The 17,768-nt window shown below is 59.6% G+C and carries 17 protein-coding genes and 1 other annotated feature; of the genes, 9 read left to right on the top strand and 8 right to left on the bottom strand.

Going from position 1 to position 17,768, the window contains the following annotated elements; all coding sequences use genetic code 11:
* Both tomB and ACUTSC_RS10050 read right to left on the bottom strand, forming a co-directional pair.
* A complete protein-coding gene (tomB, locus tag ACUTSC_RS10055; RefSeq protein WP_004940312.1) occupies positions 1-369 on the bottom strand; it encodes an Hha toxicity modulator TomB in 369 nt (122 codons plus the stop codon).
* A gap of 158 nt (positions 370-527) precedes the next feature.
* Positions 528-881 carry a hypothetical protein gene (locus ACUTSC_RS10050; RefSeq protein WP_197766809.1) on the bottom strand — a complete coding sequence of 118 codons (354 nt, stop codon included), beginning with the start codon at positions 879-881 and terminating at the stop codon, positions 528-530.
* A gap of 408 nt (positions 882-1,289) precedes the next feature.
* Between ACUTSC_RS10050 and ACUTSC_RS10045 the strand changes: the two genes are divergently transcribed.
* Genes ACUTSC_RS10045 through ACUTSC_RS10035 form a run of 3 tightly spaced genes read left to right on the top strand, consistent with a single transcriptional unit; the run spans position 1,290 to position 3,761 of the window.
* Positions 1,290-2,003 carry an ATP-binding cassette domain-containing protein gene (locus ACUTSC_RS10045; protein WP_197766808.1) on the top strand — a complete coding sequence of 238 codons (714 nt, stop codon included), beginning with the start codon at positions 1,290-1,292 and terminating at the stop codon, positions 2,001-2,003.
* Positions 2,000-2,857, top strand: a complete 858-nt coding sequence (locus tag ACUTSC_RS10040; RefSeq protein ID WP_197766807.1) for a metal ABC transporter permease — start codon at positions 2,000-2,002, stop codon at positions 2,855-2,857. Before ACUTSC_RS10045 ends, ACUTSC_RS10040 begins: the two co-directional genes overlap by 4 nt.
* 25 nt (positions 2,858-2,882) lie before the next feature.
* Positions 2,883-3,761 (top strand): metal ABC transporter substrate-binding protein, encoded by an 879-nt coding sequence (locus tag ACUTSC_RS10035; protein ID WP_089185570.1) that lies wholly within the window; start codon positions 2,883-2,885, stop codon positions 3,759-3,761.
* Positions 3,762-3,867: 106 nt separating this feature from the next.
* Here ACUTSC_RS10035 and ykgO read toward each other — a convergent pair whose 3' ends face one another.
* The 4 genes from ykgO to sdeX form a co-directional block, all read right to left on the bottom strand.
* Positions 3,868-4,008, bottom strand: a complete 141-nt coding sequence (ykgO, locus tag ACUTSC_RS10030) for a type B 50S ribosomal protein L36 (protein WP_004940304.1) — start codon at positions 4,006-4,008, stop codon at positions 3,868-3,870.
* Between the two features lie 12 nt (positions 4,009-4,020).
* Positions 4,021-4,275 (bottom strand): type B 50S ribosomal protein L31, encoded by a 255-nt coding sequence (locus tag ACUTSC_RS10025; RefSeq protein WP_004940303.1) that lies wholly within the window; start codon positions 4,273-4,275, stop codon positions 4,021-4,023.
* A gap of 186 nt (positions 4,276-4,461) precedes the next feature.
* Positions 4,462-7,608, bottom strand: coding sequence for a multidrug efflux RND transporter permease subunit SdeY (gene sdeY / locus ACUTSC_RS10020; RefSeq protein ID WP_060423439.1), 3,147 nt, complete (start codon positions 7,606-7,608; stop codon positions 4,462-4,464).
* Between the two features lie 17 nt (positions 7,609-7,625).
* Entirely contained in the window at positions 7,626-8,813 is a 1,188-nt protein-coding gene (gene sdeX / locus ACUTSC_RS10015; protein WP_063990986.1) for a multidrug efflux RND transporter periplasmic adaptor subunit SdeX, read from the bottom strand.
* Positions 8,814-8,955: 142 nt separating this feature from the next.
* Between sdeX and acrR the strand changes: the two genes are divergently transcribed.
* The 3 genes from acrR (at position 8,956) to mscK (ending at position 13,479) form a co-directional block, all read left to right on the top strand.
* A complete protein-coding gene (gene acrR, locus ACUTSC_RS10010; protein ID WP_063990987.1) occupies positions 8,956-9,630 on the top strand; it encodes a multidrug efflux transporter transcriptional repressor AcrR in 675 nt (224 codons plus the stop codon).
* Between the two features lie 11 nt (positions 9,631-9,641).
* Positions 9,642-9,995, top strand: a complete 354-nt coding sequence (locus ACUTSC_RS10005) for a DsrE/DsrF/TusD sulfur relay family protein (RefSeq protein ID WP_197766806.1) — start codon at positions 9,642-9,644, stop codon at positions 9,993-9,995.
* 100 nt (positions 9,996-10,095) lie between these two features.
* Positions 10,096-13,479: a mechanosensitive channel MscK gene (gene mscK, locus ACUTSC_RS10000; RefSeq protein ID WP_443003470.1), complete on the top strand. Its 3,384-nt coding sequence runs from the start codon at positions 10,096-10,098 to the stop codon at positions 13,477-13,479.
* 41 nt (positions 13,480-13,520) lie between these two features.
* Here mscK and rsmS read toward each other — a convergent pair whose 3' ends face one another.
* Positions 13,521-13,700, bottom strand: a complete 180-nt coding sequence (rsmS, locus tag ACUTSC_RS09995) for a pleiotropic regulatory protein RsmS (RefSeq protein WP_016928837.1) — start codon at positions 13,698-13,700, stop codon at positions 13,521-13,523.
* 108 nt (positions 13,701-13,808) lie between these two features.
* Positions 13,809-14,345 carry a primosomal replication protein PriC gene (gene priC, locus ACUTSC_RS09990; RefSeq protein WP_038875000.1) on the bottom strand — a complete coding sequence of 179 codons (537 nt, stop codon included), beginning with the start codon at positions 14,343-14,345 and terminating at the stop codon, positions 13,809-13,811.
* Between the two features lie 134 nt (positions 14,346-14,479).
* Here priC and ACUTSC_RS09985 point away from each other — a divergent pair, with 134 nt between their 5' ends.
* The 3 genes from ACUTSC_RS09985 (at position 14,480) to dnaX (ending at position 17,741) form a co-directional block, all read left to right on the top strand.
* A complete protein-coding gene (locus tag ACUTSC_RS09985) occupies positions 14,480-14,860 on the top strand; it encodes a DUF454 family protein (protein ID WP_019454167.1) in 381 nt (126 codons plus the stop codon).
* 278 nt (positions 14,861-15,138) lie between these two features.
* Positions 15,139-15,690, top strand: a complete 552-nt coding sequence (gene apt / locus ACUTSC_RS09980) for an adenine phosphoribosyltransferase (RefSeq protein ID WP_019454166.1) — start codon at positions 15,139-15,141, stop codon at positions 15,688-15,690.
* 92 nt (positions 15,691-15,782) lie between these two features.
* Positions 15,783-17,741: a DNA polymerase III subunit gamma/tau gene (gene dnaX / locus ACUTSC_RS09975; protein ID WP_197773066.1), complete on the top strand. Its 1,959-nt coding sequence runs from the start codon at positions 15,783-15,785 to the stop codon at positions 17,739-17,741.
* Positions 17,074-17,138 (top strand) — a sequence feature (DnaX frameshifting element). Its footprint overlaps the gene before it by 65 nt.
* Positions 17,742-17,768: the final 27 nt, after the last annotated feature.

Below are 17,768 nucleotides of genomic sequence, written 5' to 3'. Positions count from 1 at the left end.
CTAAGTTTTCATTGTCGTACAGATGTCCTCTCCTGAGAACATTCTGAATAATCTCGCCTTGGTTTTTTGCCAGCGGCGCAGGTCGGAATCATTGATACCGTAGCTGCTGAACAGCGTATAGGTATCGTCGAGATATTCTTCGACTAACTCCGATAGGTCAGATTCGTCCATGTATTTAATTTTATAGCTCATCACAAACGAAGCGATATGTTCGATCAACTCATTAAGCTGCAGGTTGACGGAGGACGTCGGATCGTTGACCCACCCATGGTGGCTGTCTCCCAGGGTAGCGATACCTTCATCATACAAATTTTCGCACAAGAATTTGAGCTGAGCAATGTCGTGTCGCTTAGGCGAATACTCATCCATATCATCCCCTCCGTAAGTCTTAATTGCGGTGTGATAACACTATGTGAGTAAGCTGATTTACATCATGAACGGAGGCAGCTTAACGGTGGTTAAATAAACTTCCCGTAAAATGAATATAAATCATTTTTTCGCGTTTGGCCTGTAGTTATTACGTAAACTTACAATTCATCCGCAGTTGATGGGCGAGAGTTATCAATGATGTCGAAGATTAAACCCCGCGCCGTCACTCGAAACCGGACGCTGTCGTTGATGATATCTTCGCTGTTGATATCCAGGCAGGCATTAAAAATGCCCCACTTATAGCGATAACTCATTGAATAATCGCCGTCACCTTGTTGCACTATATCAAGTATTTCTAATGAATCCTCGACATAGCGTGCGCTTTCAGAATAAAAGCTGAGTCCGCTGGTCAGCGCCGGCACTAACTCCGCTATATTGTCATTAATCACTTTCTTTAATTTTTTAACAGAAAGTGCGTTGACTTCCAGGTTACAGGCAAGGGTAACAAGCATTAATCTCGGCCAACAACAATGTTATCTACTTATCTTACTCCTTTTCCGGCCCCGCCGGTAAATTTTTCGATTTACCGCTGTTCTTTACCTTATGCCAACATTTCTGTCGAACGGGAATATCCCTGAGGTTGATAAGGGGGAACGTGGCGGGGGAGAGCCGCTGCGCGGGGCTGTTACGTTCCGTTGCATTAATTGGCACGGCAGGGCTTGAGACGTTGCAGCGAGTGTGATGTTATATTATAACCATTAATTCATTGCGTTGATCACGACATTGACTCCCTCTTCACAACATGACGCCGCGTCGTCACTGAATTCGTTGTTTACCACCTCCGCTGCCGTGCGCTGTGCGGGGGCCGTTGCGCTGCTGGCCCTGTTGTGGCTCGGCATTTTCTGGGCGGTGTCGCTGCCATGATTACCTTGCGTCAGTTGGCGATAGGCTATGGGGCCACGCCGCTTTTCCCGCCGCTGAGCGGGCAGTTTACCGCTGGATCGCTCACCGCGGTGGTGGGCGTCAACGGGGCAGGTAAGTCGACGCTGCTGAAAACCTTCGCCGGATTGTTGCCGCCGTTGGGAGGCAGCCTGAGTTTTAGCGGCGGAAAGCCACCGCGCAGAGCTTATTTACCGCAGCAGGCGGAGCTGGATCGACAGTTCCCCATCGCGGTGAGCGATCTGGTGGCGATGGGCTGTTGGCCGCAAAGCGGCATGTTCGGCGGCATGAACAAGCGTGCGGCGAGTCAGGTCAATGAGGCGCTGGCGAACGTTGGCATGAGTGCGCTGGCGCACAGCCCGGTGGGCGAGCTGTCCGGCGGCCAGCTGCAGCGGGTGTTGTTTGCACGCCTGCTGGTCCAGCAGGCGCCGCTGATCTTGCTGGATGAGCCTTTTACCGGCATCGACAGCGCCACCACGCAGATTTTGCTGCAGGCGATCGCGCAACTGCACCGGCAGGGGAGAACGGTGATCGCCGTGCTGCACGATATGTCGATGGTTGCCGAGCATTTTCCGCAGGCGCTGTTGCTGACGCCGCAGGCTTGCCATTGGGGCGCGGCCGAGCGGGTGTTGGAACAGGTGCCGAGGTATCGCGCCGCCGAACGGCAGCCGGATCTGCGGGCGGTGGCGCCATGATGCTGTGGCATGGGCTTATCGATCCTTTCCTCTCTTTCGGTTTTATGCGCCGTGCGCTCATGGCGTGCCTGGCGTTGTCGCTCAGCGCCGCCCCGCTGGGCGTGTTTCTGCTGCTGCGCCGCATGAGCCTGGTCGGGGACGCATTGTCCCACGCGGTGTTGCCGGGCGCGGCGATCGGCTATCTGATCTCCGGCATGTCGCTGGTGGCGATGGGCGTGGGCGGCTTTATTGCCGGGCTGGCGGTAGCGATGCTGTCCGGCCTGGTGAGCCGCCGCACGCCGCTGAAAGAGGATGCCAGCTTCGCCGGGTTCTATCTGGGCTCACTGGCGCTGGGGGTCACGCTGGTCTCGCTGCGTGGCTCCAGCGTAGATCTGCTGCACGTGCTGTTCGGTTCGATCCTGGCGGTGGATGCCCAGGCGATGCTGATGGTCGGTGCGATCGCCTCGGTTTCGCTGCTGGCGCTGGCGGCGCTGTACCGCGCGTTAGTGATCGAATCCTTCGACGTGACGTTTCTGCGCGTCAACGCGCCGCGCCGGTTGGCGCTGATCCACGGCCTGTTTCTGGCGCTGGTGGTGGTCAATCTGGTGGCGGGATTCCAGATCCTCGGCACCCTGATGTCGGTGGGGCTGATGATGCTGCCCGCCGCCAGCGCGCGTTTCTGGGCGCGCAATCTGCCGCAGACGCTGGCGACGGCGATGGGCATCGGCGCACTTTCCAGCGTGATTGGGCTGGTGTGGTCCTATTACGCTTCGCTGCCTGCCGGCCCGGCGATCGTGCTCAGCGCCAGCGTCATCTTTTTCGTCTCGATCCTGTTTGGAACGCGCGGAGGCATTTTCGCCTTCGCGCGCCGTTGAGAAGTGCCATTTGCAAGGAGAAAGTATGAAACGTTTACCTATATCGCTGGCGGTTGCTGCTCTGCTGGCCAGCCCATGGGCGATGGCGAAGACCGTCGACGCCGTCGCCAGCTTTTCCATTCTGGGGGATATCGTCAAACAGGTGGGCGGCGATCATGTCAAGGTCAGCACGTTGGTGGGGCCGGATGGCGATCCGCACAGCTTCGAGCCTTCGCCGCAGGACGGCAAGAAGCTGGCTCAGGCTGATGTGGTGTTCGTCAGCGGCCTGGGGCTGGAAGGGTGGATCGATCGCTTGGTCAGCGCTTCGGGTTATAAGGGGCAGGTGATCACCGCTTCACAGGGGATCAGCACCCGCCAGATGGAGGAGGACGGCAAACCGATTACCGATCCCCACGCCTGGAACAGCATGAAAAACGGCGTGCAGTACGCCACCAACGTGATGAACGCCCTGATTGCCGCCGATCCCGAGGATGCCAACTATTTTCGTCAGCGTGGAGCCGACTATATTCAGCAGCTGCAAAAGCTGGATCTATGGGCCAAAACCCAGTTCGCGGCAGTACCGCCACAGAAACGTAAGGTGCTGACCAGCCATGATGCTTTTGGCTACTTTGGGCAAGAGTATGGCGTCACCTTCCTTGCCCCGGTCGGATTTTCCACCGAGGCAGAAGCCAGCGCCAGCGACGTGGCGGGCCTGATCAAGCAGATCAAGCAGGAAAAGGTTAACGCTTACTTTATCGAAAATCAGACCGATCCGCGGTTGGTGAAACAGATTGCCGCCGCCACCGGCGCAAAGGCGGGCGGCGAGCTATACCCTGAAGCGCTCTCCCGCGCGGGCGGCCCGGCGGCCACCTATGAGCAGGCGTTCAAGCACAATGTCGACGCGCTGCTGAGCAGCATGAAGTAATCTCCGCCCCCGCCTGCCGGCGGGGGACGGCTTGCAGACACTTTCTCGCCATAAAAAAAGCCCCGTTGAGCAGCAACGGGGCTTTGCGACAGATGACACTTTGGAGTTAACGCTTTTTCTTACGTCCCTGTACCGCTTTGAATCGCGGATTGCTTTTACAGATCACATAGATGCGGCCACGACGACGCACGACTTTGCAATCCGGGTGGCGATTTTTCGCCGAACGCAATGAACTCAATACCTGCATGGGATTTCCTTGTTACTTATTGCCGATAAAGCGGCCAAAGCGCTGCTGGAAGCGCGCCGTGCTGCCTTCTTTGGAATAGTCTTTCTGCTTGCCGGTGTAATACGGATGCGAAGCGGAAGAGACGTCAAGGGTGACATACGGCCAGCTTTCGCCGTCCAGTTCGATGGTGCGATCGGTTTTGATGGTCGATCCCACTTTGAAGTAGGCATTGGCGCTGACGTCGTGGAACACCACGGTGCGGTAATCGGGATGGATGCCGGGTTTCATAATGGCCCTCTCGTGTAATGTTATACTATAACAATTATTATGCGCCGACCTGACATCGCGATCAAGCGCAAATTGCACACAAGAGTGAATTAATGAGAACGGTTTACATTAAGCAACTGAAGCAAAAGAAAAAGGCCGCATGCGCGGCCTTTTCGATTATCGGGTGGAGCTCACATCACTGAGCGATCAGTGGTGCTCTACCGGATGGCTGTGTTCCAGGTCCTCGTTCTTCTTGCTGAAGCGGCGGCGAACCACCACGAAGAACACCGGTACGAAGAAGATCGCCAAGACGGTGGCGGTGATCATCCCGCCCATTACGCCGGTACCTACCGCGTTCTGTGCGCCGGAGCCTGCACCGCTGCTGATAACCAGCGGCAGAACCCCGAGGATGAAGGCCAGAGACGTCATCAGGATTGGACGCAGACGCATACGCACCGCTTCCAACGTCGCTTCGATCAGGCCTTTGCCTTCTTTCTCCATCAGGTCTTTGGCGAATTCCACGATCAGGATGGCGTTCTTCGCCGACAGGCCTATGGTGGTCAGCAGCCCCACCTGGAAGTACACGTCGTTGTTCATGCCGCGCATCGTCGCGGCCAGCAACGCACCGATAACCCCCAGCGGCAATACCAGCATGACCGAGAACGGCACGGACCAGCTTTCATACAGCGCCGCCAGACACAGGAACACCACCAGAATCGAGATGGCATACAGCGCCGGCGCCTGGTTGCCCGACAGACGTTCCTGATAGGACATGCCGGTCCAGTCGTAACCGATGCCGCTTGGCAGTTTGGACGCCAACTGTTCCATCAGGTTCATCGCTTCACCGGTACTCTTGCCCGGTGCGGCCTGGCCCAGAATTTCCATCGACGGCAAGCCGTTATAGCGTTCCAGACGCGGTGAGCCGTATTCCCATTTCGCCGAAGAGAAGGCGGAGAATGGCACCATCTGGCCGCTGGTACCGCGCACGTACCATTTGTTGATGTCTTCCGGCAGCATACGGAACGGCGCCTCGGCCTGTACGTACACTTTCTTCACACGACCGCGGTCGATGAAGTCGTTGACGTACGAACCACCCAGGGCGGTGCTCAGCGTGCTGTTGATGGTGGTGATGCTGACGCCCAGCGCCTTGGCTTTCTCCTGATCGACGATCAGTTTGAACTGCGGCGTATCTTCCAGGCCGTTCGGGCGCACGCCCACCAGCACGTCCGGATGTTGAGCAACCATGCCCAACAGCTGGTTACGCGCTTCGGTCAGTTTCTCGTGCCCCAGCCCGCCCTGGTCAATCAGCTCGAAGTCGAAGCCGGTTGCGGTACCGAGTTCGATAATCGCTGGCAGGTTGAACGGGAATACCAGACCTTCTTTAATCTGCGAGAACGCGCCCATGGCACGGCCCGCGATCGCTTCGACCTTGTTCCCGGCCCCTGGACGCTCACCCCAGTCTTTCAGGCTGACGAATGCCAGGCCGTTGTTCTGGCCGTTACCGTTGAAGCCGAAGCCCGCGACGGTAAACACCGAAACCACGTTGTCCTTTTCCTTGTTCAGGAAGTAGTCGGAGACTTCTTCCAGCACTTTGTTGGTGCGGGACTCGGTGGCGCCGGCAGGCAGCTGCACCATGGTCAACAGGATGCCCTGATCTTCGTCCGGCAGGAACGAGGAAGGCAGGCGCAGGAACAGCAGGCCCATGCCAACCACGATCAGCAGGTAGATGATCAGGTAGCGGCCGGTGCTGCGCAGGATGTTGCCCACGCTGTCGGTATAGTGATGCGTGCTCTTCTCGAACATGCGGTTAAACCAGCCGAAGAAGCCTGTTTTAACCCCGTGATCGCCTTTCGGGATCGGTTTGAGCATGGTGGCGCACAGCGCCGGCGTCAGGATCAAGGCCACCAGTACCGACAGCGCCATCGCGGACACGATGGTGATCGAGAACTGGCGATAGATGGCGCCGGTTGAACCGCCGAAGAACGCCATCGGCACGAATACCGCCGACAGCACCATGGCGATACCCACCAGCGCGCCCTGGATCTGGCCCATCGATTTACGGGTCGCTTCTTTCGGCGGCAGCCCCTCTTCGGACATGACGCGCTCGACGTTTTCCACCACCACGATGGCGTCATCCACCAGCAGGCCGATCGCCAACACCATGCCGAACATCGTCAGGGTGTTTATCGAGAAGCCGAACGCCGCAAGGATCGCAAAGGTCCCCAGCAGTACCACCGGCACCGCGATGGTTGGGATCAGCGTCGCGCGGAAGTTCTGCAGGAACAGATACATCACCAGGAATACCAGGATGATGGCTTCGATCAGCGTTTTCACCACTTCGTTGATGGAGATTTTAACGAACGGGGTGGTGTCGTACGGATAAACCACTTTCATCCCTTGCGGGAAGAATGGCGCCATCTTGGCCAACTCGTCTTTCACACCTTTGGCGGTGTTCAGGGCGTTGGCACCGGTAGCCAGTTTGATACCCAGACCGGCGGCAGGCTTGCCGTTATAGCGAGCGGTAACCGCGTAGCTTTCTGCGCCGCGCTCGATGTGAGCGACGTCGCGCAGGCGCACCTGGGAACCGTCGGTATTCACCTTCAGCAGGATCTTGCCGAACTCTTCCGGCGAAGTCAGACGGGTCTGCGCGATGATCGAGGCGTTCAACTGCTGCCCCGGCACCGGCGGCAGGCCGCCCAGCTGGCCTGCGGCGATCTGGTTGTTCTGCTCGGTGATGGCGGAGGTCACGTCCGTAGTCGTCAACTGGTAGTTGTTCAGTTTGTTCGGATCCAGCCAGATACGCATCGCGTACTGGGCACCGAACAGCTGCACTTCACCCACGCCGGACGAACGGCTGATCGGGTCCTTGATGTTGGACGCCACGTAGTCCGCAATATCGTCCTGAGTCATGTTCGGATCGTCGGAAACGAAGCCGGCCACCATCAGGAAGCTGCTGCTGGATTTTTCTACTTTCAGGCCCTGTTGCTGAACTTCTTGCGGCAGCAACGGGGTGGCCAACGACAGTTTGTTCTGAACCTGAACCTGCGCGATGTCAGGATCGGTGCCGGAATCAAACGTCAGGGTAATGGTGACGCTACCAGAGGAATCACTGGTGGAGGACATGTACATCAGGTTATCGATACCGTTCATGTTCTGTTCGATAATCTGCGTGACGGTATCCTGCACCGTTTTGGCATCTGCGCCCGGGTAGTTGGCGGAAATACTCACCGCCGGCGGTGCAATAGTGGGATACTGCGCGATAGGCAGTTTCATTATTGCAAGCACCCCCGCCAACATGACGATGATGGCGATTACCCAGGCGAAAATTGGGCGGTCTATAAAGAACTTAGCCATGTATTACAGGCTCCTTTTTATGACTTCTGCGCTTCAGACTGCGGCTGTTTTTGCGCCTGAGTGTCAACTTCCTGCACTTTTACCTGCGCGCCCGGATGCACTTTCATCAGGCCGGTAACGATCACGCGATCGCCGGCTTTCAGGCCATCGGTAACCAGCCATTTGTCGCCAATCGCCTGGTCTGCCTTCAGCGTGCGCAGCTCAACTTTGTCGTCTGCCCCTACCACCAACGCCGTCGCGTCGCCACGCGGGTTGCGGGTAACGCCTTGCTGAGGTACCAGCAGCGCATCGCTGCGCACGCCTTCGTCCAGACGGGCGCGCACGAACATGCCCGGCAACAGCGTATCGTTCGGGTTAGGGAACAAAGCGCGAATGGTGATGGAGCCGGTGGTCTCATCGACGGTGACATCGGAGAACTCCAGCGTGCCTTCCTGCGCGTATTCGGTGCCGTTTTCCAGCATCAGCTTCACTTTGGCCTTGCCGTTTTCCTGCTTCAGCGCGCCGCTGGCCAGTTCTTGCTTCAGGCGCAGGAAGTCGGTGCTCGACTGGGTGACGTCGACATACATCGGATCCAACTGCTGCACGGTAGACAGTGCGGTTGCCTGGCCGTTGCTGACCAGTGCGCCTTCGGTCACGGCGGACTTGCCGATGCGGCCGGAGATCGGGGAGGTCACCTTGGTGTACGCCAGGTTGATGCGCGCGGTTTCCACGGCGGCCTTGGCGGCCACCACGGCGGCGTCCGCCTGCTGCAGCGTGGAGACGGCGTTGTCGTAGTCCTGCTTACTGATGTAGCTCGTGCCCAGCAATGGCTTGTAGCGGTTTACCGTCACGCGTGCAATGGAAGCGCTCGCCTGTGCTTTGGCCAAATCGCCTTTCGCGCTGTCGTAGCTGGCTTGATAAGTGGCGGGATCGATTTGGTACAGGGACGTCCCGGCCTTGATATCGCTGCCTTCAACGAAATTGCGCTTCAGGATGATGCCGCTGACCTGAGGGCGAACTTCGGCGATACGATACGCAGCGGTGCGGCCAGGAAGATCGGTAGTGATGTTGAGAGGCTCGGCCTTCAAGGTGACTACGCCCACTTCAGGAGCCTGTTGTTGGGCGCCTTGCTGTTGGGTTTCTTTATCGTTACATCCTGTTAGCACTAAGCTGCCTGAAAGCATCAGAACGGCCGCCAGAGGCGTTAACCCTCTGTTTTTGTTCATAGAAAAACCTCAAGTGTCCGATTTCAAAATGATCAATGGATCACAAGCTTTAAAACCCATTGCTGCGTTAATTATATGTGCGTGCTATGGTACATACATTCGCGAATGTATGTAAATCACACTCCCCCTAAATAACAATGCCATGGCACGAAAAACCAAACAGCAGGCGCAAGAAACCCGACAGCAAATCCTTGATGCTGCGGTGAGAGAGTTCTCTGAACGTGGCGTTGCTGCAACGTCACTGACAGATATTGCCACCGCTGCCGGGGTTACGCGTGGAGCCATCTACTGGCACTTCAAGAATAAGGTAGACCTGTTTAATGAAGTTTGGGAATCTACCGAGCCGAAAATTGACCAGCTCGAAACAGAGTATCAGGCAAAGTTTCCCGATAATCCACTGCGGGTTATCCGAGAAATTCTGATTTACATTCTGACGTCTACGGTTGAAGACGGCCGTAGACGGGCGTTGATGGAAATTATATTCCACAAATGCGAGTTTGTCGGTGAAATGATGCCATTGCTGGATTCGCGCAAGGTGCTGTACCTCGCCGGCTACGAACGCATTGAAGCGGTCTTGTATAACTGCATTCACCACGAGCAATTGCCCGCCGATTTACATACCCGTCGTGCGGCGATCATCCTGCGCGGTTATATTACCGGCCTGATGGAAAACTGGCTGTTTATGCCGGAAAGTTTCGATCTGCGGGCCGAAGCCGAAGCGCTGGTGGACGCGTTTTTGGAGATGCTGCAGTTTTGCCCCACCTTGCGCCTCAAACCCGACGCGGCGACGCCTGGCGCCGACCGCCTTCCTTTATAAGGAGAGATTTCATGTCATCCATCGTTCTCATCGCCAATGGCGCCGCCTATGGCCATGAATCCTTGTTCAATGCGCTGCGGCTGGCCATTGCGCTGAAAGAGCAGCAGAGCAGCCTCGACCTGCGGCTGTTTCTGATGTCCGACGCGGTGGTGGCCGGGCTGGCCGGGCAGCAGCCGCACGAAGGGTATCACCTGCAGCAGATGCTGGAGATCCTCACCGCGCAGCAGGTGCCGGTCAAGCTGTGCAAGACCTGTGCCGACGCGCGCGGCGTCAGCCGCTTGCCGCTGGCTGACGGCGTGGCGATCGGCACGCTGGTCGAACTGGCGCAATGGACGCTGGCAGCGGAGAAAGTGCTGACTTTCTGATTTCGCGACAACGGGACATCACCGGCAACGCTTTTGTTGTTCGTTGCCCGCCGGCGATCGTGATAATCTTCAGGCTTCTTAACCGATCCGAAGCTAAATCATGCATCGCTGGTTGACTCTGCCTTTTCTGGCGCCGCTCACGTTTGTCGGCGCATGCCGGCGGCGTATCGCCGCCGCGACACTCCTTTTCCTGATTTGCGCGCTCAGCTTGCCGGCGCAGGCGGCGCTGAACGGCGATCTGCCGCAGCGCAGCGACGTGCAAAGCCAGCTGGAAACGCTGAACAAGCAAAAAGCCCTGACCCCGGTCGAAAAACTCTCCCAGCAGGATTTGACCCGCACGCTGGAGCTGCTGGATGCCATCGAGCGCAACCGGCAGGACGCCGCACAGCTTAAACAGCAGGTGCAGCAGGCGCCGGCGAAGCTCAATCAGGTCACCGCCGAACTGGATGCGCTGAAGCAGCCGGTGGACAACACGGCGGCGCGCGCCGCGCTGTTGCCGTTGTCGCTGCGCCAGCTGGAAAGCCGGCTGTATCAAACGCTCGACGAGCTGCAAAGCGCGCAGGAGAGCCTCTCCACTTACAATAGCCAACTGGTGTCGCTGCAAACCCAGCCCGAACGGGTGCAGAGCACCATGTACGCCGCTTCGCAGCGCCTGCAGGAGATCCGCAGCCAGCTCAGCGGCCAGACGCCGGGGCAAGATTCGCTGCGCAACAGCCAGCAGGTGATGCTGAACACCGAACAGGCGCTGCTCAACGCGCAGCTGGAGCTGCAGCGCAAGAGCCTGGAAGCCAATACCACGCTACAAGATCTGCTGCAAAAACAGCGCGATTACACCACGGCGCATATCGACGCGCTGGATCGGTCGGTGCAGCTGCTGCAGGAGCTCGTCAACAGCAAGCGCCTGACGCTGTCTGAAAAAACCGCCAAAGAGGCGCAGAACCCGGAAGATGCCACCGATATCCAGCACGATCAGTTGGTCAGCAAGCAGCTGGACGTCAACCGCCAGCTGAGCCAGCAGCTGATCGCCGCCACCGAAGAGAGCAACACCCTGTTCCAGCAGAATATTCGGGTCAAAAACTGGCTCGATCGCGGTCTGCAGGCGGAACGTAACCTGAAAGAGCAGATTCAGGTGCTGAAGGGCAGCCTGGTGCTGTCGCGCATTCTGTATCAGCAGCAGCAGAGCCTGCCGCAGGGTACGCTGCTGGCGGATATAGACACGCGCATCGCCGATCTGCGGCTGGAGCAGTTCGATATCAATCAGCAACGCGACGATCTTTTCAAGGGGGAGGATTACATCAACCAGCTGGTGGCCGAAAGCAAGGAAAAGGCCGGCCCGGAAGTGATCGACGCGCTGAACGAAATTGTCGACATGCGCCGCGAGCTGCTGGATCAGCTGAACAAGCAGCTCAGCAACCAGCTGTCGTTATCGATCAACCTGCAGATCAACCAGCAGCAGCTCACCAGCGTCTACGGCTCGCTGCAGGATACGCTGACCCAGCAGATTTTCTGGGTCAACAGCAACAAGCCGGTCGATCTGGCGTGGCTGAAGGCGATGCCGGAGGCGGTGCGCGATCAGCTCGCCGGGCTCGATATCAAATTCGACGGCGGCAAGCTATTGCAGGGCGGCTTGAATGCGCTGGTGTTCCTGATCCCGATGCTGCTGGCGATCGGGCTATTGCGCTGGCGCTACCGGCTGATCGACGGCCATCTGCAAAAGCTGGCCAACGACGTGGGGCAACTTAAACGCGACGGCCAGCTGCATACGCCGAAGGCCATCGCGCTGACCTTGCTGAAGGTGTTGCCCGGCGCCGCGCTGCTGCTCGGCGTCGGTTTCTGGCTGTATCGCGCGGATTTCGGTATCAGCGACTTTATTTGGGCGCTGTCGCAGCAGTTGGCGCTGTCATGGCTGGTGTTCGGCTTCAGCTACCGCATGCTGAAACCGGGCGGCATCGCCGAGCGGCATTTCAACTTCGGCGCCAACCTGTGCGCGCATTACCGCCGCCAGACGCTGCGGCTGGGGCTGGCGCTGCAGCCGCTGATCTTCTGGTCGGTCTTGGGCGAAAAAGCGCCGCTGCGCCTGGTGGAGGACGTCATCGGCCAGATCGTGGTGATGTTGACGCTGGCGCTGCTCACGGTGCTGGTGTTCCCGCTGTGCCGCGACAGCTGGCGTGAAAAGGGCTCGCACGCCGTGCGGCTGGTGGTGGTCACCGCGCTCGCCGCCACGCCGCTGATCCTGCTGGGGCTGATGTTCGCCGGCTACTTCTATACCACACTGCGGCTGGCCAGCCGTTGGATAGACAGCCTGTATCTGTTCTTCCTGTGGAATATCGTGTACCTGACCGCGCTGCGCGGCCTGAGCGTGGCAGCGCGGCGTCTGGCCTACCGGCGCGCGCTGGCGCGGCGGCAAAACGCGGCGAAGGAGGGGGCCGAAGGCGGCGAGCCGGTGGTGGAGGAGCCGCCGTTGGCGCTCGATCAGATCAACCAGCAGTCGCTGCGCCTGACCACTCTGGTGCTGTTCGCTATCTTCGCCAGCGCCTTCTACGCCATTTGGTCGGATCTGGTGACGGTCATCGCTTACCTGGACAGCATCACGCTGTGGCATTACACCAGCACCGTGGCGGGCAGCAGCGTGTCGCAGGCGGTGACGCTGGGCAACATGATGGTGGCGATCGCCGCGGTGATCGTCGCCTACGTACTCACCCGTAACCTGCCCGGTTTGCTGGAGGTGGTGGTGCTGTCGCGGCTGCAGCTGCGGCAAGGCGCGTCCTATGCCATCACCACCGTGCTCACTTACCTGATCACCGCCGTGGGCGCGGTGGTTGCGCTGGGATCGCTGGGCGTCTCCTGGGACAAACTGCAATGGCTGGCCGCCGGTCTGACGGTCGGGCTGGGCTTTGGCCTGCAGGAGATCTTCGCCAACTTCGTCTCGGGCCTGATCATTCTGTTCGAACGCCCGATTCGCATCGGCGATACCATCACCATCGGCACCTTCTCCGGTTCGGTCAGCAAGATCCGCATTCGCGCCACCACCATTACCGACTTCGATCGCAAAGAGGTGATCATTCCGAACAAGGCGTTCGTCACCGAGCGGTTGATCAACTGGTCACTGTCCGACACCATCACCCGCGTGCTGATCAAGGTGGGCGTGGCCTACGGTTCCGATCTCGACAAGGTGAAAAAGGTGCTGCTGCAGGCGGCGCACGACAACCCGCGGGTGATGACCGATCCCGAACCGCAGGTGTTCTTCCTCAATTTCGGCGCCAGCACGCTGGATCACGAGCTGCGGCTGTACGTGCGTGAACTGCGCGATCGCAGCTACACCGTGGACGAGCTGAACCGCTCAATCGATCGTTTGTGTCGGGAAAACGACATCGACATCGCCTTCAACCAGCTGGAGGTCTATCTGCATAACCCGCAGGGCAACGAAGTGCAGGAAGTGAAAAGAACGCTGTCGCCGGATGAAGGCGGCCAGACGGCGGGCTGATAAGCGTTGAAAGACGAAAGGGACAGCGTCGCTGTCCCTGATTACTGTCCGGCAGGCAGATAGGGAGAGGTGACGCCGGCGCGCTGCAGCTTTTCCTGATAGTCCCGTTTGACGATATCCAGCGCCGCCAGCGCGGTGGCCGGATCGATCTCGTTGCATTCCAGCAGGTAAATCAAGTCTACCGCCAGCTGCAGTTCGGGTGAGGCGTTTTCCAGAGACATAGCACCTGCGCTTATATTAATTAATGGGATGAATAACTCGCGTACCGGCAGAGTATAGTGAACCCGGCGCGCAACCGGGAATAATCATTAAAATATTGTGATAAATCTTCAAAAACCGTTTTCTTTGCGCTCGATATTGCGTTCGATGCGCGCCAGCGCCTGGCGGCAGCGCATCAGTCTCCCCTCCAGCGCCGCCAGCTCGTGCTGCAGCTTTTGCTGCGCCGCCAGCGTGGTCTGGCGCCCCAGCAGGCTTTCCCGATCCTGAATCATGCCGATCAGCCGGCGTTCGTAGTCCTGATGCTCGGCCAGCTTGTGGTACAGATCGGCCTCGGGGGCTTCTTTCGGCTGGTTCTTGCGCCGCAGCGCCTGGGTTGCCAGCTCGCGCTGCAGGGCGGCGATCTGAGCCACCAGTTTTTCGGCCAGAAAGGCCACCTGGCTGGTGCGGCTGTCGTTGGCGGCGCTTTGCAGCTGGGCGAAATTCTTCTCCACCTCGGCCAGGTAGTCGCGCAGCCGCGTGCCGCGATTGGCGAACAGGGCGGCGTCGAAGCGCGCCTGCGGGATTGGCACATCGCCGCGCGGGGTCACTTCGGCCGCCAGCGCCGCGATCTGCTGTGCCAACACCTGTAATAGACGCTGAGTGCTCACATAAGCTCCCTCTTGATTTCAACAGGCGTAAGCTTGCCCGCGATCCTGCCGTGAAACAAGCGCCGCACGCATATTCCGCCGGCGCGGCGCCGATGCTACAGTAGGCGGCAACCGATTGAGGAGCGAAGAGCCGCATGACGCGTGGGTTATTGATCATTTTAGGCTGGCTGGCGGTGGTGCTGGCGACGTTGGGCGTGGTGCTGCCGCTGTTGCCGACCACGCCGTTCCTGCTGTTGGCCGCCTGGTGCTTCGCCCGCTCTTCGCCGCGCTTTCATCACTGGCTGCTGCACCGCTCCTGGTTCGGCCCCTACCTGCGCCACTGGCAGCAGCATCGCGCGCTGCCGCCGGGGGCGAAGTGGAAGGCTGTGCTGGTGATCGTGCTCACCTTCGCCTGTTCGCTGTGGCTGGTAAAAATCTGGTGGGTGCGCGGGCTGTTGCTGCTGATGCTGGCCATTTTGCTGACCTTTATGCTGCGCCTGCCGGTTATTGACCTGTCGCAACAAAAACAGCGCTGATTGTGCCTTAAACTCCCCAATAGCTTTCAAGCCGCAGCCAGGCGACAAACGCAGGCATCCCCGGGAGCTTACTTAGGTAAGTGACCGGGGGGAATGCGTGCAGTCAACAACGCTGCGGGTTGAAAGATGCAGGGGAGAGTTGCATTTGTCCGCCAGTTTGCATAGATTTGGGCGTTTTCGTGCGCGGATCGCCTGCCATTTCTTCTCCGGTGTGTTTCACCCGGGGGCGGTGGGTGAGCGGCGCGCCGGTTTTCAGGCAGTTTTATCAGGCAACAATTATGACCGCTACTGCGCAGCAGCTTCAGTTTATTAAAGACAGTATCAAAACCATCCCGGATTATCCGAAGCCGGGCATCCTGTTCCGCGACGTGACCAGCCTGCTGGAAAACCCGTTGGCCTACGCCGCCAGCATCGAGCTGCTGGTTGAGCGCTATCGCGAAGCGGGCGTGACCAAGGTGGTGGGTACCGAAGCGCGTGGTTTCCTGTTCGGCGCGCCCGTCGCGCTGGCATTGGGCGTCGGTTTCGTGCCGGTGCGCAAACCGGGCAAACTGCCGCGCGCCACGCTCAGCGAAAGCTATGAGCTGGAGTACGGCACCGACAAGCTGGAGATCCACACCGACGCCATCACCGCGGGTGACAAAGTGCTGGTGGTGGACGATCTGCTGGCGACCGGCGGCACCATCGAAGCGACCACCAAACTGATCCGCCGCCTGGGCGGTGAAGTTAAAGACGCCGCGTTCATCATCAACCTGCCGGATCTGGGCGGGGAAGCGCGTCTGAACAAGCTGGGCATCGACTGCTACTGCCTGGTGGACTTCGCCGGCCATTGATGCGGCAACGCCCCTTGGGCACAACGGCCTCGCGGATCGCCGCGGGGCTGTGTTAGCATGACCCTCCAGATTCCTCGACTTCTCCGGTATTAATGAGCTATCAGGTTCTCGCCCGTAAGTGGCGCCCTCAAACGTTTGCAGACGTGGTCGGCCAGGAACATGTCCTGACCGCGCTGGCCAACGGCCTCTCGCTGGGGCGGATCCATCACGCCTATCTGTTCTCGGGCACCCGCGGCGTGGGGAAAACCACCATCGCGCGCCTGCTGGCCAAAGGCCTGAACTGTGAAACCGGCATCACCGCCACGCCGTGCGGCCAATGCGACAACTGCCGCGAGATCGAGCAGGGGCGCTTTGTCGATCTGATCGAGATCGACGCCGCTTCCCGAACCAAGGTGGAAGATACCCGCGATCTGCTGGACAACGTCCAGTACGCGCCGGCGCGCGGCCGCTTCAAGGTCTACCTGATCGACGAAGTGCACATGCTCTCGCGCCACAGCTTCAACGCGTTGCTGAAGACGCTGGAAGAGCCGCCGCCGCACGTCAAATTCCTGTTGGCTACTACCGATCCGCAAAAGCTGCCGGTGACCATTCTCTCGCGCTGCCTGCAGTTCCACCTCAAGGCGCTGGACGTCGATCAGATCCGCCAGCAGCTGGAAACGGTGCTGACGGCGGAGCAGATCTCCAGTGACGCCCGCGCGCTGCAGCTGCTGGCGCGCGCCGCCGACGGCAGCATGCGCGATGCGCTGAGCCTGACCGATCAGGCGATCGCCATGGGGCAGGGGCAGGTGACCGCCGCCACCGTCAGTCAGATGCTCGGCACGCTCGATGACGAGCAACCGCTGGCGATCCTCGAAGCGCTGGTCAGCGCCGACGGCGAAAAGGTGATGGCGCAGGTTGCGCAGGCCGCTTCGCGCGGCGTGGACTGGGAAAATCTGCTGGTGGAGACGCTGGCGCTGCTGCACCGCATTGCGATGGTGCAGCTGCTGCCTTCGATGCTCGACAACCACTACGCCGCCGTGGAACAACGGCTGCGCGAGCTGGCGCGCACCCTGCCGCCGGCCGATGTGCAACTTTACTACCAGACGCTGTTGGTGGGCCGCAAAGAGCTGGCCTATGCGCCGGATCGCCGCATGGGGGTTGAGATGACCCTGCTGCGCGCGCTGGCGTTTCACCCGAAAGCGGTGATCCCGGAGCCGGTGGCGTTGGTGCAGACCGCGCCGGCGCCGATGGCGCAGCCGCAGGCCGCCGCAGCGCAACAGCCGCCGCAGTTTCAGGACGCGCCGCCGCCGCTAGGGCAGCCGGCCGCGCCACCGCGACAATCATCGACCCCTTTACCGGATGCCACCGCCCAGCTGTTGAAAGCGCGGTCCCAGCTGCAGCGGCAGCAGGGAGCATCCACACCAAAAAAGAATGAGCCGGCGGCGCCAGGAATAGCGCGGCCGGCAAACTCGGCGCTGGGGCGTTTGGCTTCCGTGACCGAGCGTAGCCAGCAGCGTCTGGCGGAGAAGAAGGTGCCGGAAAAACCGGCCAAGCCGGAAGCCTATCGCTGGCGCGCGCAGACCGAGCCGGAAGCGGCGCCGGAACCGCTGGCGACGCCGAAAGCGCTGCGCACGGCGTTGGAGCACGAGAAAACGCCGGAGCTGGCCGCCAAGCTGGTGGTGGAGTCGCTGGAGCGCGACGCCTGGGCGGCGGAAATCGACAGGCTGAAGATCCCGAAACTGGTGCAGCAGCTGGCGTTGAACGCCTTCAAGCAGCAGCCGGAAGCGGGCAAGATTTGCCTCCATCTGCGGTCTTCGCAGCGTCATCTGAATTCGCCTTCGGCGCAGAAGACGTTGGCCGAAGCGCTCGGTGAGCTGTACGGCAGCCCGATCGAGCTGACCGTGGTAGAGGACGATAATCCGGCGGAGCGCACCCCGCTGGAGTGGCGACAAGCCATCTATGAAGAAAAGCTGGCGCAGGCGCGCCAGTCTATCGTTGCGGATACCCATATTCAGACGCTGTGCCGGTTCTTCGACGCGGATCTGGATGAAGAGAGTATCCGCCCCCTTTAAACGCCGCGCGAGGTGCGCGGCCCTAGC

This window comes from Serratia sp. TSA_105.2 (assembly GCF_052692115.1).
This window is presented reverse-complemented; position numbering and strand designations above follow the sequence as displayed.

Coding starts and splice junctions, on each gene's coding strand:
- tomB (WP_004940312.1), bottom strand. CDS start 369: ATGGATGAGTATTCGCCTAAGCGACACGACATTGCTCAGCTCAAATTC.
- ACUTSC_RS10050 (WP_197766809.1), bottom strand. CDS start 881: ATGCTTGTTACCCTTGCCTGTAACCTGGAAGTCAACGCACTTTCTGTT.
- ACUTSC_RS10045 (WP_197766808.1), top strand. CDS start 1,290: ATGATTACCTTGCGTCAGTTGGCGATAGGCTATGGGGCCACGCCGCTT.
- ACUTSC_RS10040 (WP_197766807.1), top strand. CDS start 2,000: ATGATGCTGTGGCATGGGCTTATCGATCCTTTCCTCTCTTTCGGTTTT.
- ACUTSC_RS10035 (WP_089185570.1), top strand. CDS start 2,883: ATGAAACGTTTACCTATATCGCTGGCGGTTGCTGCTCTGCTGGCCAGC.
- ykgO (WP_004940304.1), bottom strand. CDS start 4,008: ATGCAGGTATTGAGTTCATTGCGTTCGGCGAAAAATCGCCACCCGGAT.
- ACUTSC_RS10025 (WP_004940303.1), bottom strand. CDS start 4,275: ATGAAACCCGGCATCCATCCCGATTACCGCACCGTGGTGTTCCACGAC.
- sdeY (WP_060423439.1), bottom strand. CDS start 7,608: ATGGCTAAGTTCTTTATAGACCGCCCAATTTTCGCCTGGGTAATCGCC.
- sdeX (WP_063990986.1), bottom strand. CDS start 8,813: ATGAACAAAAACAGAGGGTTAACGCCTCTGGCGGCCGTTCTGATGCTT.
- acrR (WP_063990987.1), top strand. CDS start 8,956: ATGGCACGAAAAACCAAACAGCAGGCGCAAGAAACCCGACAGCAAATC.
- ACUTSC_RS10005 (WP_197766806.1), top strand. CDS start 9,642: ATGTCATCCATCGTTCTCATCGCCAATGGCGCCGCCTATGGCCATGAA.
- mscK (WP_443003470.1), top strand. CDS start 10,096: ATGCATCGCTGGTTGACTCTGCCTTTTCTGGCGCCGCTCACGTTTGTC.
- rsmS (WP_016928837.1), bottom strand. CDS start 13,700: ATGTCTCTGGAAAACGCCTCACCCGAACTGCAGCTGGCGGTAGACTTG.
- ACUTSC_RS09985 (WP_019454167.1), top strand. CDS start 14,480: ATGACGCGTGGGTTATTGATCATTTTAGGCTGGCTGGCGGTGGTGCTG.
- apt (WP_019454166.1), top strand. CDS start 15,139: ATGACCGCTACTGCGCAGCAGCTTCAGTTTATTAAAGACAGTATCAAA.
- dnaX (WP_197773066.1), top strand. CDS start 15,783: ATGAGCTATCAGGTTCTCGCCCGTAAGTGGCGCCCTCAAACGTTTGCA.